Genomic DNA, 13,824 nt, shown 5'->3' on the forward strand with positions numbered 1-13,824 from the left:
CCACGCCGGTCACGCGGCGACGCCCCCGATGAGGGCGATGATCTCGGCGCGGGCCGCGGCCTCGGTGAGCGCGCCGCGCGCGACGACCGTGATCGTCGAGCTGCGCTCCTGACGCGAGCCGCGGGTGGTCACGCATCGGTGCTGGGCGTCGAGGACGACGAGCACGCCCCTGGGTTCGAGGCCGGTCTCGAGCGCGTCGGCGATCTCCTCGGCGAGCCGCTCCTGCAACTGCGGCCGGGCCGCGAGCGTGTCGACCACCGCGGGGATGCGTCCGAGGCCGACGACCCGGTCGCCGGGCAGGTAGGCGACGTGCGCGGTGCCGACGAAGGGCAGCAGGTGGTGCTCGCACACCGAGCGGAACGCGAGATCGCGGAGCACCACGGCGTCGGAGGTCGCGGGTGCCCCGGACTCCGAGGTGCCGACGGGCACCGCGTCGGCCAGATGGCTCAGCGGGTCGACCTCAAGGCCGCCGAAGAAGTCCGCGTAGGCCTCGGCGACCCGTGCAGGGGTGCGCCGGAGGCCGGCCCGCTCTGGATCTTCGCCGATCGCGACGAGGATCTCGAGCACGGCTCGTTCGATGCGCTCGGTGTCGACACCGGCCATGTGCACCCTCTCAGGTCGGCGCGGAGTCCGCGGCGGGCTAGGCCGTCGCGGGCCGCGGGTTCTGGCGCGGTGCGCGCTTGGAGGCGGGCTCCTCGATCGGGGTGTCCTCGGAGTCCACGCCGCCGTCGACCATGCCCTCGTCGATCGGCAGCTTGTCTTCGGGGAACGTGATCGGCGGGATGTTCGAGACGGGCCGCTTCTCGCTCGAGAGCCACTGGGGGCGCTCGGGCAGCTTGCGCACGTTCGTGAAGATCTCGGCGATCTGGTTGTGGTCGAGCGTCTCGTGCTCGAGCAGCTCGGCTGCCAGCCGGTCGAGGATGTCGCGATTGTCGTTCAGCACCTGCCACGCCTCGTCGTGCGCCTGCTCGATGAGCGCCCGCACCTCGCCGTCGACGCGCATCGCGATCTCCTCGGAGTAGTCGCGCTGGTGGCCCATGTCACGGCCGAGGAAGACCTCGCCCTGCGCCTGTCCGAGCTTGACCGCGCCGACGGTCGAGCTCATGCCGTACTCGGTCACCATCCGTCGAGCCGTCGACGTGGCCTTCTCGATGTCGTTCGAGGCGCCGGTCGAGGGATCGTGGAACACGATCTCCTCCGCGACGCGGCCGCCCATGGCGTAGGCGAGCTGGTCGAGCAGCTCGTTGCGCGAGACCGAGTACTTGTCTTCGAGCGGGAGCACCATCGTGTAGCCCAGAGCGCGACCGCGCGGCAGGATCGTGATCTTCGTGACGGGGTCGGTGTAGTTCATCGCCGCCGCGGCGAGGGCGTGGCCGCCCTCGTGGTACGCCGTGATGAGCTTCTCCTTGTCCTTCATGACGCGCGATCGGCGCTGCGGACCGGCGATCACGCGGTCGACGGCCTCGTCGAGCGCGCGGTTGTCGATGAGCTGCGCGTTCGAGCGGGCCGTGAGCAGTGCGGCCTCGTTGAGCACGTTCGCGAGGTCGGCGCCGGTGAAGCCCGGCGTCTTGCGAGCGAGCACCTCGAGGTCGACGCCCTTCGCGAGCGGCTTGCCCTTCGAGTGCACCTCGAGGATGCGGTGGCGACCCTTGAGGTCGGGCGCGTCGACGCCGATCTGGCGGTCGAAGCGGCCTGGGCGCAGCAGCGCGGGGTCGAGGATGTCGGGGCGGTTCGTCGCCGCGATGAGGATGACATTGGTCTTGGGGTCGAAGCCGTCCATCTCGACGAGCAGCTGGTTCAGCGTCTGCTCGCGCTCGTCGTGGCCGCCGCCCATGCCGGCGCCGCGGTGGCGACCGACGGCGTCGATCTCGTCGACGAAGATGATGGCCGGCGCGTTCTGCTTGGCCTGGTCGAAGAGGTCGCGCACGCGGCTCGCGCCGACGCCCACGAACATCTCGACGAAGTCGGAGCCCGAGATCGAGTAGAAGGGCACGCCCGCCTCACCCGCGACGGCGCGGGCGAGCAGGGTCTTGCCGGTGCCGGGAGGGCCGTAGAGCAGTACACCCTTCGGGATGCGCGCGCCGACGGCCTGGAACTTCGCGGGCTCCTTGAGGAAGTCCTTGATCTCCTCGAGCTCCTCGATGGCCTCGTCACTGCCGGCGACGTCGTCGAAGGTGACCTTCGGGCTCTCCTTGGTGACCAGCTTCGCCTTGGACTTGCCGAACTGCATGACCTTGCTGCCGCCGCCCTGCATGCCCGAGAGCATGATCCAGAAGAAGAGGCCGATGAGCACGAGCGGCAGGAGGATGCCGAGCATCGAGAGGAACCAGTTCGGCTGCGGGACCTCGTCGTTGAAGCCGTCCTTCGGGTTGGCGGCGTCGATCGCGGCCACCACGTCGGCGCCGCGGGGCGTCACGTAGTAGAACTGCACCTGCTTGCCGAACTCGTCGTCGGCCTTCGTGAGCGTGAGGTCGACCCGGTTCTCGCCGTCGACCATCTTCGCCGAGGCGACCTTGTCGTCCTGCAGGAACTCGAGGCCCTGCTGCGTCGACACCTCTTTGAAACCGGAGGCGGTGATCAGGCTCGTCCCGATCCAGACGGCGACGATGGCCAGCAGGATGTAGATGATCGGCCCGCGCAGGATCTTCTTCATGTTCATGGTCCTGCAAGGCTACCTCGGCGTCGCCGAGCGTCGCCCGTATGTTCGCTGTGGGCTGGATCAGGCTGCGACGACGGGCTCGCGCGCCCGCCCCGGCCGTCAGGAGTAGACGTGCGGCGCGAGGATCGCCACGTCGCGCAGGTTGCGGTAGCGCTCGGCGTAGTCGAGGCCGTAGCCCACGACGAACTGGTTCGGGATGTCGAAGCCGAGGTACTTGACGTCGATCTCGACCTTCGCGGCGTCGGGCTTGCGCAGCAGCGCGCAGATCTCGATCGAGGCCGCGCCACGGGATTCGAGGTTCTCGAGCAGCCACGAGAGCGTCAGGCCCGAGTCGATGATGTCCTCCGCGATGAGCACGTGCCGCCCGGTGAGGTCGGTGTCGAGGTCCTTCATGATCTTGACGACGCCCGACGACTTCGTGCCGGCGCCGTAGCTCGAGACCGCCATCCAGTCCATGCTGAGGTGCGTGCGCAGCTCGCGCGCGAGGTCGGCCATGACCATGACCGCACCCTTCAGCACGCCGACGAGCAGCAGGTCCTCGCCCTCGTAGTCGGCCTCGATGCGACGGGCGAGCTCGGCGAGCTTGGCGTGGATCTCGGCTTCGGTGACGAGCACCTCGGTCAGGTCGGCTTCGATCTCGCTCGCGTACATGGGCGCTCCTCCTGGGCGGGGTGTGGTCAGGGGCCCGTGCATCGAGGGTGTTCGACGAACGGATGCCACGAGCCTAATCGCACGAGCCCGAGGCCGACCTGCCCGATCGGGGCGGGGTTCCGCCGGGATCGTGCTCATGTGATGCCCCGGCGTCGCGGCCGTCGGCCTTCGGGCGGAACCGGCTCAGTGGTCGTGCGGCAGCACCTCGGTCGAGCCCGTCGTCGAGAACACGACGTAGCGGCCGGCGCGGGTCGCGCGCACGCTGCCCGGCAGGTCGAGTGGGCCCTGGCCGTGCCAGTCGGTGACGAGCCGAGCGACCTCGAGGGTCTGCACCCGCGAGAGCGAGACGCCGAACTCGCTGCCGATCACGTGCCGGATGATGCGCTGGCGCAGGGCCGCCGGGTTCGCGGCGAGCACCCCGACCGACACCGCGATGCCGGCCTCGGCGGGCTCGCAGATCTCCTCGATGAGCTCCTCGATCTGGGCCTCGAACGCGTCGTCGTCTTCACGCAACTGCTCGGCGGTGCGCACGAGCGCCTCGGCGATGCCGGGCCCGAGCTCGGCCTCGAGCACGGGCAGCACGCGCTCGCGCACGCGCACCCGCGCATAGGAGGGGTCGGCGTTGTGCGGGTCGTGCCACGGCTCGAGTCCGGCGTCGGCGCACGCCTCGAGGGTCGTCGCGCGCCGGATGCCGAGCAGCGGCCGCGCGTAGCGCCCCGAGTGGGCGGGCATGCCCGCGAGGCTCGCGGCGCCCGATCCGCGTGCGAGGCCGAGCAGCACGGTCTCGGCCTGGTCGTCGAGCGTGTGCCCGAGCAGTACGCACGCGGCATCCGTCGACCGTGCAGCCTCGTCGAGCGCGGCGTAGCGGGCGCGGCGGGCGGATGCCTCGGGGCCGCCCTCGCCGTCGACCTCGACGCGCTGCACGAGCACTGGGTCGAGCCCGAGGTCGCTCGCCTGGGCCGCCGCGCGCGCCGCGACCTCGGCGGACCCGGCCTGCAGCCCGTGGTCGACGATCACGGCGCCAGCGCGAAGCCCGGCCCGCGGCGCCTCGAAGGCGGTGGCCGCGGCGAGCGCGAGCGAATCCGGCCCTCCCGACAGCGCCACGAGCACGAGCGGCGCGGCGCCATCAGCGGTCGGCAGCACGGCGCGCACCGCCCGTCGGACGTCGGCGATCGACGGAGTCAGACGCGGACGACGGCTCGTCGCGGCATCCGTCGACTCGTCCGGTTCGGTGGCAGGAGGCATCGAGTAACCTTATTCCGCCGATCGCGGCCGGGCACCCGAAGCGGGTTCCCGGCGCACGTGACACCGAGCTTCCGACATCAAGGAGAACCCACATGGGCGAGTACGCCGCCGTCATCGAGATCCCCAAGGGGAGCCGCAACAAGTTCGAGGTCGACCACGAGACCGGCCGGGTGTTCCTCGACCGCGTGCTCTACACGACCTTCGTGTACCCGACCGACTACGGCTACTTCGAGAACACGCTCGGCCTCGACGGCGACCCCGTCGACGTGCTCGTGCTGCTCGACTACCCGCTGTACCCAGGCGTGGGCGTCAAGGTGCGCCCCGTCGGCGTCTTCAACATGACCGACGACGGCGGCAGCGACGCCAAGGTCATCGCGGTGCCGGCCGGCGACCCTCGCTGGAACCACATCCAGGACGTCGACTCGATCCCCGAGTTCACCCGCAAGGAGATCGAGCACTTCTTCGAGCACTACAAGGACCTCGAGCCCGGCAAGTGGGTCAAGACCGAGGGCTGGGGCGACGCCGCAGAGGCCGAGGCGATCATCCAGGCCGGCATCGAGGCGTTCCCGGGTCACTGAGGCCCAGGGTCATCGAGACCGAGCGGATGCCGCGGCATCCGTGAACCCGAAGGGGGCGAGCCGTGACGGCTCGCCCCCTTCGGCGTCCGCTTGGTCCGCCGGTCGAGGAGGCGCGCCAGCGACGTCTCGAGACCAGCGGATGCCGCGTGCGGGCGCTGGTCTCGAGACGCTTCGCTCCTCGACCGGCGAGGATCCGTCAGCCGGTGGGGCGGGCCGCCGCCGAGGGCGAGCCCCAGATGAAGTACTCGCGCACGGGCACGCCCTCGCGGGGTGCCTCGAGGATCCGTCCGCCGCCGAGGTAGATGGCGACGTGGTAGTAGTCGCCGCCTCCGCCCCAGAAGAGCAGGTCGCCGCGCTGGATCTGCGAGAGCGGCACGCCCTTGCCCTGCCCCGCGAGCGTGCGGTACTGGTTCGTCGCCGAGTGGGTTCCGATGCCGACGCCGACCGACGCGTACGCCGCTCGGGTCAGACCCGAGCAGTCCCACACGTCGGGGCCGGCGCCGCCGAGACGGTACGGCTCGCCGAGCTGCTGGCTCGCGAACCAGATGGCGCCTTCGACCGCACTCGAGTTCGGCGGGGCGACGGCGCCGCCGCCCGAACCACCGGAACCGCCGGAACCGCCTGAGCCGCCGCTCGATCCCCCGCCGGAGCTCCCCGAGCCGCCGGCCGCGGCCTCGGCAGCCGCGCGCGCCGCCGCCTCGGCGGCCGCCGCCGCGGCGGCAGCGGCCGCAGCCGCCTCGCGCGCCTGGCCTTCGGCCCGCTCGCGCTCGAGCTCGGCGGTCGTTCCCTGCAGGCTCGCGAGCTGCGCGTAGAGCTCCTGGGAGCGCTGCTGCTGCTCGGCCACGGCGGCGTTCGCGGCATCCGCTGCGGCGGAGGCCTCGTCGGCACGGGCCTCGGCGAGGCCTGCCAGGCGCTCGCGCTCGGCCGCGGCATCCGCTGCCTGGGCCCGGAGCGCATCGGCCGTGTTGCGATCGCTCGTGGCCTGCTCGTAGAGGTCGTTCGCCTGCTCGCCGAGCTTGGACGCCATGCCCAGCTGCTGCAGGAGCTTCGACGCGTCATCGCCCGAGAGCACGAGCTCGGCCGAGAGGTCGTTGCCCGCGGTCTTCGCGAGGTGCGCGGCGAGGAGTCCGGCGCGCATCTTGGAGATCTCGGCGACCGCGTCGGCCTCGTCGGCCTGGGTCGCGAGCTTCTGCTCTCGGTCGGCCGCACGATCGCGCTCGTCGACGGCGACCCGCCACGCCTCGTCGGCGCGCATCGACGCCTCGGCCGCGACATCCGCCGCCGTCTGCAGTCCGGCGAGCAACTCGCCGACGCGATCGATCTCGGCCTGCTTGGTCTGCTCGTTCGCCTTGGCCTGCTCGATGTCGCTCCACGACGGATAGTCGGGATCGGCCATCGCCGGGCCGCCGGCCGCCGCGACCGAGGCCGCGACCGCACCGACCGCGACGGTCGAGAACAGCGTCGCCGGCTTCACCCGCGAGAGCGGCCTGGTGCGGTTGTCATCCAAGTCGGATCCCCCGATCGGCCATGAACGGCAGCGGGTTGATGCGGCTGCCGCCCACGAAGACCTCGAAGTGCAGGTGGCAGCCGGTGGATGCACCCGTCGTGCCGCTCGAGGCGATGTTCTGCCCGGCGTCGACCCACTGGCCGGCACTCACGAACGTGCCGCCCTCCCGGATGTGCGCGTAGCCGGTCCACACGCCGCCGCCGTGGTCGATCTGCACGTAGTTGCCGTACGTGCCCGACCATCCGGCGAAGCGCACGACGCCGCCGTTCGCCGCGTAGATCGGAGCGGAGCATCCCGTGCCGAGGTCGACGGCGTAGTGGAAGCTGCCCGAGCAACCGCCACCCGAGCAGATCGAGGATCGCGGCCCGTACGTGCCCGTGATGCCGCCGTTGGCGGGCTTCGCCCACCCCGAACCCACCACGGCACCGGCCGAGCCGCCCGACTGCATGGCCGCGCGGATCTGCTCCTCGGCGAGCTTGCGGAGCCGCTCCTCCTCGGCCTTGCGGACGCGCTCGCCCTCCTCGTAGGCCGCGGAGGTCTTGGCCTCGGTGTCCTGCAGGAACAACAGCTGCTGGTCGAGCTCGATCTTCTTCGCCTCTGACTCCGCGAGTGCGGCCTCGGCAGCGGCCTGCGCCTCCTGCGCGGCGACGAGGGCCGCCTCCGCGGCGATGCGGAGTTCCTCGCGCTCACTCCGCGCGACCTCGGCCTGCCCAGCGAGCGAGCTCGCCGTGTTGGCCGCCTCGTTGGCGCCGTCGTAGATGGCGGACGTGCGCTCGACCATCTTCTCCATGCTGCCCAGCCTGCCGAGCAGCGTCTCGGTCGCGACCGAGTCGCCCGCGTCGAGGAACAGCGTGATGCCGACGTCGGTGTTGCCCGTGCGGTAGAGCTGCGCGGCGACCTGCCCGGCGTTCGCCTCGGCCTTGGCGGCCTCCTGCGCCGCGGCATCCGCCTGCGCCTGGATCTGGTCGGCGCGCAGGACCGCGTCGTCGTACTTCTGCTGGGCGACGAAGAGCTCATCGGTGCGTTTCTCCGCCTCGGCGCGGGTGACCTCGACGTTCGTCTCGAGTTGGGCGATGAGCGACGTGATCTGCTGCACGGCTGCTGCGGCCGCCGCAGTGTTCGCCTTCGCGGCCTGCAGGTCGTCCCACGACGGGTAGTCGACGGCCCACGCCGACGGCGGCGTCGAGACCGGCTGCACCACCCCCACGAGCGCAGCGGCGAGCACCGCGAGTCCCGCGATGAAGCGGCGGGTGCGGGCGGTCGACGTGCGTGAAGTGGTCTGTTCCATGGATGTCGTGCGGGCGTGCGAGGCCCGTCGCTCCTCAGTTCTCCGCGTAGGGTGGCAGGCTCACCATAGGCACGCCTCGAGCGCGATTCGGGCATTTCGGCGCGCGTGTGGCGGATGCCGCAGCCACCGTCGCGAGCGGTCGAAACCGACCGCGCCGGCCTCGTTTTGCCATTCTGCGAAACGTCTCGTATGCTTGCTTCTCGGCGGTCATGCCCCAGGCAAGACCTCCGGCCCCATCGTTTAGTGGCCTAGGACACCGCCCTTTCACGGCGGCAGCACGGGTTCGAATCCCGTTGGGGTCACTCACGAAGGTCAAAATCTGAAGGTCGAAAGCCACTCAGAACATCACGTACAATTGAATAGCTTCACCGTGCGAAAGCACATCGAGGCCCTGTAGCGCAGTTGGTTAGCGTGCCGCCCTGTCACGGCGGAGGTCGCGGGTTCAAGTCCCGTCAGGGTCGCTCAGGCGACAAGCCCTTTCCCTTACGAGAGAAGGGGCTTTCTCCTTATTCAGGCTCCATTCGAGCCTGAGGCTCTGTAGCTCAGTTGGTAGAGCGCACGACTGAAAATCGTGAGGTCACGGGATCGACGCCCGTCGGAGCCACCACCAGCCCCCGGTTCGCCGGGGGCTTTTTTCGTTGGCCCTCCATCCGCCGACGCGGACGGGCGACCGGTGCGACCGGCGCGGCAGACCGCGGCGCGACGGTGGGGCGTAGGGTCGCACCGTGACGAGAACACCTGCGGCCCCATTCGGCGGTGATGCGTACCGCCGAGTTCCGGCGGGCGACGCCGGGAGCCGTCGTGCGCGAACGCGGCCGCGGGTTCGGCAGCCGGGTCGGCAGCCGAACGCGTGCCGGCGGTGAGGATCGCGATGCTCGGGCCGATCGCCTGGCGCACGCCGCCGCGGCACTACGGCCCGTGGGAGCGGGTGACGAGCCTGCTCACCGAGGGGCTGGTGCGCCGAGGGGTCGACGTCACCCTCTTCGCGACGGCGGATTCGCTGACCTCGGCGACGCTCGAGTCCGTGGCCCCGCACGGCTACGCCGAAGACCCGGACATGGACGGCCGGGTCTGGGAGGCCCTGCACGTCGCGCACGCGATGGACCTCTCGGCCGACTTCGACCTCGTGCACAACCAGCTCGACTGGCTTCCACTCGCCTTCGACGCCCAATGGCGCGCGCCGATGGTCACGACCATCCACGGCTTCTCGGGCGCGGCGATCCTGCCGGCCTACGAACGCGCGCATTCGGCCTTCGTGTCGATCTCCGACGCCGACCGCTCGCCGGCGCTCGCCTATGCGGCGACCGTGCATCACGGCATCGACCTGAGCGAGTTCGACGCCCCGGAGGTCGAGGACGCATCGACCGTTCGCGAGGACCTCGTCGTCTTCGGCCGCATCCACCCGGACAAGGGCATCGCCGACGCGATCGACATCGCCGCCCTGGCGGGCCGCAGACTCGTCATCTGCGGCATCATCCAGGACGCCGAGTACTTCGCCGAGCAGATCGAGCCGCGCATCGACGGCGACCGGGTCGTCTATCGCGGATCGGTCGGCCCCGCGGAGCGGACCGCGGTCCTCGCGTCGGCGGCCGTCCTGCTGCATCCGATCCACTTCGCGGAACCCTTCGGCCTCTCGGTCGTCGAGGCGATGGCGTGCGGAACACCGGTGATCGCCTACCGTCGGGGCTCGATGCCGGAGGTGGTCGACGACGGCCTGACGGGCTTCGTCGTGGACGGGGTCGCCGAGGCGGCGGATGCGGTGCCGCTCGCCACAGCACTGGACCGCGCCGCCGTGCGCCGACGTGCGGGCGAGCGCTTCGACGTGGAACGCATGGTCGACGGGTACCTCGAGGTCTACGACGGACTGCTCCGGCGCCCCGAACGGCTCGCATAGCCGTGGTGTATGGTGCCGAGCACAGCGCGCCCCTCTCGGGCCGCGTGAACCGGACCGCGGCAGCGCAGGCGTAGTTCCACGAGGGATGCCGTTGGCAGACGTCTCGAAGGCACGGGCATCGAACGACGCCCGTCGAAAGAGAAGATCGCCATGACCCGATTCGGATTCCTCTCCACCTACCCGCCGACCCGCTGCGGACTCGCGACCTTCACCGAGGCCCTCTCGGGTGCCCTCTCCGGCGACGGCACGCCCGAAGCGACGATCGTGCGGGTCCTGGATGCATCGGACGAACGATCCGCCCCGAACGTCATCGGCCGCATCCCGAACACGCGGGAGCTCATCGCGGGCGACACGGTCAGCATGGTCGCGTCGGTCCGGGCGCTCGAGGCCTGCGATGTCGCGATCGTGCAGCACGAGTACGGCATCTACGGCGGGCCGGACGGCGACGAGGTCGTGCCGCTGCTCCGAACGCTCGGCACGCCGACGATCGTCGTCCTGCACACCGTGCTCGCCGCGCCGACGCGACATCAGCGCGAGGTCCTCGAGGCGGTCTGCGATGCGGCCGCGGCGGTCGTGGTGATGACGCAGAACGCGCACGACATCCTGATGCGGACCGCTCGCGTCGCGGCGACGAAGGTGCGCGTCATCCCCCATGGAGTCCCGGTGCAGCACGCGGCATCCGCCCCCGGGCGTAACTCGACCAAGCGGGTGCTGACGTGGGGCCTGATCTCCCCCGGCAAGGGCCTCGAATGGGGCATCCGCGCGATCGCCGAACTGAGCGGACTCTCGTCTCCGGTCGAGTACGTCATCGCCGGGCAGACCCATCCCAAGGTGCTCGCGCACGAAGGCGAACGGTACCGCGAAGCACTCCAGGCACTCATCGCCGAGCTCGGACTGGATGCCTCGGTCACCATGGACGACCGGTATCTCGACGCCGCGCAACTGGCCGAGCTGGTCACGACGGCCGACGTGGTGCTGCTGCCCTACGACTCCCGCGATCAGGCGACGTCCGGCGTCCTCGTCGAGGCGATCGCGGCGGGCGTCCCGGTCGTGGCGACCGGGTTCCCGCACGCGGTCGAACTGCTGAGCGGCGGGTCGGGACTGATCGCCCGGCACGGCGATCCCGAGTCGATGGCGGCCGCGATCCGCACGATCGTCGAGACCGACGAGACGGCGAGGCAGATGCACGAGGCGGCGCTCCGCGACGCGCACGACTCGTCGTGGCCGGTCGTCGGCGAGCGCTACCGAGCGCTCGCCGTCCAGATCACCGCGGCGCGCGCCGCGTGAACACGACCGGTCGACCGCCGTCGTACTCCCACCTCGCCGCGCTCATGGACGAGCACGGCATCTTCGAACACGCACTGTTCGAGGTCCCTCGCCGCGACCACGGGTACTGCGTCGACGACGTCGCCCGCGCCCTCATCGTGCTCGTCCGCGAACCCGACCAGACACCGGAGCTCGGCGCCCTCGCCGAGACCTGCCTGCGGTTCCTCGAGGATGCCGTCGACCTCGAGGGGCGTGTGCACAACCGCATGGCCGCGGGCGGCGGCTGGACCGATGCCCCCGCACTCGGCGACTGGTGGGGGCGCGCACTGTGGGCGCTCGGCGTCGCATCCGCCCGCGCACCCACGGAGGACGCACGATCGCGCGCGCTCGAGATGTTCCACCGCGCGGCATCCGTCAGGTCGCCGCACGGCCGAGCGATGGCGTTCGCGACGCTCGGGGCGGCAGACGTGCTGACGGTGCATCCCGACGATCCGGCCGCGCATGCACTGGTGCTCGACGGGGTGTCGACGATCCCCGCTCCACAGGATGACGCATGGTCGTGGCCCGAACCGCGTCTCCGCTACGCCAATGCGGTGCTCCCCGACGCGGTGATGGCCGCGGGGGTCGCGATGGACAACGCACGCGTCGTGGGCCACGGACTCGGGATGCTGCGATTCCTCCTCGGCGTCGAGACGTCGGGAGGACACCTCTCCGTCGCCGGAACCGACGGCCGTGGCCCGGCGCAGACCGGCCGACAGTTCGACCAGCAGCCGATCGAGGTCGCCGCCATCGCCGACGCCTGTGCGCGGGCGTTCGACATCACGCACGAGCCGTCGTGGCGCGACGCCGTCGCCATGAGTTGGGCGTGGTTCCTGGGCGACAACGATGCGTCCACCCCCATGTTCGACCCGGATTCCGGAGCCGGCTACGACGGCCTCGAGACCGGCGGACGCAACGAGAACCGCGGGGCCGAATCGACGCTCGCGGCGCTGAGCACGTACCAGCAGGCCCGACGTCTCAACGTGCTCGACGCAGCGGGCACGCGATGATGCGCGCGCACTCGGCACACCTCGACCACGACCCGTCGCGCGTCGTCGCCAGGTTCTTCCTCCCAGGCGAAGGACTCGCGTCGTCGCACTCCCGCCTCACGCAGATCGTCGCCCGCGTACTCGACAGCCCCCCGCAACTCACGCAGGAGAGCGCCGACCGGGTCGTCGAGGACCTCGCGGAGCGGGGGCTCGACAGGGGCGGGATCGACCTGATCCTCGCCAATGCCAGGGCCGTGCGCAGTCGCGTCTTGGATTCCGCCGTGCTCACCCCGTCGCAGGCGCTCGTGATCGGCGCCGCCTTCACGGCGGAGTACGCCGTCGAGGGGGCGGCCCTCTGCAACCCGAGCGCGATGGTGCATCCGTCTCAGGAGGGCCTCGCGCCCGACCAGCTCAGGGTGGCGGTCGCGCTTCGCTGCATCGGCGAAGGCCACATCTCCTCGATCGGCTTCGCCGAGGCCATGATCGACGCCGACGACACCTGGACGTTCCTGCCGAGGGCCGCACCGGTCACCGGGCCCGTGATCTCGGCCGGCGACTGGTCCCGACACCATTTCGGCCGGGCGCTCGAGCACGAGGGCCAGCTCAGCGATCTTGCGAACGCGGTCGTCGGCACCCTGCCCGATCGGTTCAGCGTCCCCGAGCTCGAACGGGCCCTGCTCACCCTGCCCGACGAGCTGTCCAGCCGTCCAGACAGCCGCGAACCGATCCGGGCGCTGCGCGACATGGCGGCATCGGCGTATCGCGCCGACTTCGCGACATCCGCACCGCTGAGTGCCCGGGTCCTCCTTCCGGTCGCACCCCAGGAGGACCACGGCGTAGAGGATGCACGGTTCGTTCGCTTCACCGACGAGGGCGGGACCACCGGGTACCGTGCGACCTACACGGCCTACGACGGGCGGGACATCGCGCCCCGGCTCATCACCTCCCCCGACCTGCGGTCGTTCGCCGTGCATCGCCTGACCGGCACCGGCGCCCGGAACAAGGGCATGGCGCTGTTCCCCCGGCTCGTCGGGGGCCGGCACCTGGCGCTCAGCCGCACCGACGGGGAGAACATCTCGCTCGCGCGCTCCGACGACGGCGTCATCTGGGACGACGTCGCGATCGTGCACCGCCCCACGGAGCTGTGGGAGCTCGTGCAGCTGGGCAACTGCGGCTCCCCCCTCGAGACCGAGGAAGGCTGGATCGTGCTCACCCATGGCGTCGGGCCGCTGCGCACGTATTCGCTCGGTGCGCTGCTGCTGGACCTCGACGATCCGTCCCGGGTGATCGCGCGGTCGACGACGCCGTTGCTCGAGCCGAGGGGCGACCTGCAGGACGGTTACGTCCCGCGAGTCGTGTACTCGTGCGGCGGGATCGTGCACCGGGGCATCCTGTGGGTTCCCGTCGGCGTCGGGGACGCCCGCGTGCAGGTGTACTCGATCGCGATCGACGAGCTCGTCTCGTCGATGACCCCGCATCGACGCTGAGCGCAGCGCGTACGACGTCGCGCGCCGTCCGACCGTGAAGCACGTCGACGCCCGAACGGGTCGTGACGACCCGGGACAGTCGAGACGACCCGGGACTTGAGTCCATTCTCACCGGGCCGGCCGCCTTGCAGGATGATCTCGAGCGCTCTGCGACGCGCCTTCGATGACGAGGCGATGCATGTCCGGGCGGTCGGCGTCGACTCCTCGGCCGATGCCTCCGA

11 protein-coding genes and 3 tRNA genes are annotated in these 13,824 nt (G+C 70.9%); 8 read left to right on the forward strand and 6 right to left on the reverse strand.

All coding sequences use genetic code 11. The annotated features are described in order from the left end of the window. Positions 1 to 9 precede the first annotated feature (9 nt). The 4 genes from folE to tilS form a co-directional block, all read right to left on the reverse strand. A complete protein-coding gene (folE, locus tag ATC03_RS15855) occupies positions 10 to 603 on the reverse strand; it encodes a GTP cyclohydrolase I (protein WP_067879168.1) in 594 nt (197 codons plus the stop codon). Positions 604 to 640: 37 nt separating this feature from the next. Then, on the reverse strand, positions 641 to 2,659 hold the full coding sequence (ftsH, locus tag ATC03_RS15860; RefSeq protein WP_067879171.1) for an ATP-dependent zinc metalloprotease FtsH: 2,019 nt from the start codon (positions 2,657 to 2,659) through the stop codon (positions 641 to 643). Between the two features lie 99 nt (positions 2,660 to 2,758). Then, on the reverse strand, positions 2,759 to 3,310 hold the full coding sequence (gene hpt, locus ATC03_RS20850) for a hypoxanthine phosphoribosyltransferase (protein ID WP_067879175.1): 552 nt from the start codon (positions 3,308 to 3,310) through the stop codon (positions 2,759 to 2,761). Between the two features lie 183 nt (positions 3,311 to 3,493). After that, on the reverse strand, positions 3,494 to 4,555 hold the full coding sequence (gene tilS / locus ATC03_RS20855) for a tRNA lysidine(34) synthetase TilS (protein WP_067879178.1): 1,062 nt from the start codon (positions 4,553 to 4,555) through the stop codon (positions 3,494 to 3,496). A 92-nt stretch (positions 4,556 to 4,647) separates the two neighbouring features. Here tilS and ppa point away from each other — a divergent pair, with 92 nt between their 5' ends. Beyond that, positions 4,648 to 5,133 (forward strand): inorganic diphosphatase, encoded by a 486-nt coding sequence (ppa, locus tag ATC03_RS15875; protein ID WP_067879181.1) that lies wholly within the window; start codon positions 4,648 to 4,650, stop codon positions 5,131 to 5,133. Positions 5,134 to 5,329: 196 nt separating this feature from the next. On the opposite strand, the gene ATC03_RS15880 is transcribed toward ppa, so the two are convergent. Then, positions 5,330 to 6,640 carry a C40 family peptidase gene (locus ATC03_RS15880; protein ID WP_067879184.1) on the reverse strand — a complete coding sequence of 437 codons (1,311 nt, stop codon included), beginning with the start codon at positions 6,638 to 6,640 and terminating at the stop codon, positions 5,330 to 5,332. Then, positions 6,633 to 7,928: a M23 family metallopeptidase gene (locus tag ATC03_RS15885; protein ID WP_067879189.1), complete on the reverse strand. Its 1,296-nt coding sequence runs from the start codon at positions 7,926 to 7,928 to the stop codon at positions 6,633 to 6,635. The genes ATC03_RS15880 and ATC03_RS15885 overlap by 8 nt, the downstream gene beginning before the upstream one ends. A gap of 229 nt (positions 7,929 to 8,157) precedes the next feature. On the opposite strand from ATC03_RS15885, the gene ATC03_RS15890 reads away from it, so the two are divergent. From ATC03_RS15890 to ATC03_RS15920, 7 genes are all read left to right on the forward strand, one after another. Further along, a tRNA-Glu gene (locus ATC03_RS15890) sits at positions 8,158 to 8,230 on the forward strand. Between the two features lie 85 nt (positions 8,231 to 8,315). Further along, a tRNA-Asp gene (locus tag ATC03_RS15895) sits at positions 8,316 to 8,389 on the forward strand. 70 nt (positions 8,390 to 8,459) lie between these two features. Next, positions 8,460 to 8,535, forward strand: a tRNA-Phe gene (locus ATC03_RS15900). A gap of 264 nt (positions 8,536 to 8,799) precedes the next feature. Next, complete coding sequence (locus ATC03_RS15905; RefSeq protein WP_067882419.1) at positions 8,800 to 9,822, forward strand: glycosyltransferase family 4 protein; 1,023 nt, start codon at positions 8,800 to 8,802, stop codon at positions 9,820 to 9,822. Positions 9,823 to 9,972: 150 nt separating this feature from the next. Beyond that, on the forward strand, positions 9,973 to 11,109 hold the full coding sequence (locus tag ATC03_RS15910) for a glycosyltransferase (RefSeq protein ID WP_067879191.1): 1,137 nt from the start codon (positions 9,973 to 9,975) through the stop codon (positions 11,107 to 11,109). Then, positions 11,106 to 12,137 carry a glycosyltransferase gene (locus ATC03_RS15915; RefSeq protein WP_227820132.1) on the forward strand — a complete coding sequence of 344 codons (1,032 nt, stop codon included), beginning with the start codon at positions 11,106 to 11,108 and terminating at the stop codon, positions 12,135 to 12,137. Before ATC03_RS15910 ends, ATC03_RS15915 begins: the two co-directional genes overlap by 4 nt. Next, a complete protein-coding gene (locus ATC03_RS15920) occupies positions 12,134 to 13,603 on the forward strand; it encodes a glycoside hydrolase family 130 protein (RefSeq protein WP_067879194.1) in 1,470 nt (489 codons plus the stop codon). The genes ATC03_RS15915 and ATC03_RS15920 overlap by 4 nt, the downstream gene beginning before the upstream one ends. The last annotated feature ends 221 nt before the right edge of the window (positions 13,604 to 13,824 follow it).

It is taken from the genome of Agromyces aureus (genome assembly GCF_001660485.1).
GTDB classification, from domain to species: domain Bacteria; phylum Actinomycetota; class Actinomycetes; order Actinomycetales; family Microbacteriaceae; genus Agromyces; species Agromyces aureus.

Bases quoted from the DNA above. Each gene is read 5' to 3' on its own strand.
- folE (WP_067879168.1), bottom strand. From the start codon at position 603: ATGGCCGGTGTCGACACCGAGCGCATCGAACGAGCCGTGCTCGAGATC.
- ftsH (WP_067879171.1), bottom strand. From the start codon at position 2,659: ATGAACATGAAGAAGATCCTGCGCGGGCCGATCATCTACATCCTGCTG.
- hpt (WP_067879175.1), bottom strand. From the start codon at position 3,310: ATGTACGCGAGCGAGATCGAAGCCGACCTGACCGAGGTGCTCGTCACC.
- tilS (WP_067879178.1), bottom strand. From the start codon at position 4,555: ATGCCTCCTGCCACCGAACCGGACGAGTCGACGGATGCCGCGACGAGC.
- ppa (WP_067879181.1), top strand. From the start codon at position 4,648: ATGGGCGAGTACGCCGCCGTCATCGAGATCCCCAAGGGGAGCCGCAAC.
- ATC03_RS15885 (WP_067879189.1), bottom strand. From the start codon at position 7,928: ATGGAACAGACCACTTCACGCACGTCGACCGCCCGCACCCGCCGCTTC.
- ATC03_RS15905 (WP_067882419.1), top strand. From the start codon at position 8,800: ATGCTCGGGCCGATCGCCTGGCGCACGCCGCCGCGGCACTACGGCCCG.
- ATC03_RS15910 (WP_067879191.1), top strand. From the start codon at position 9,973: ATGACCCGATTCGGATTCCTCTCCACCTACCCGCCGACCCGCTGCGGA.
- ATC03_RS15920 (WP_067879194.1), top strand. From the start codon at position 12,134: ATGATGCGCGCGCACTCGGCACACCTCGACCACGACCCGTCGCGCGTC.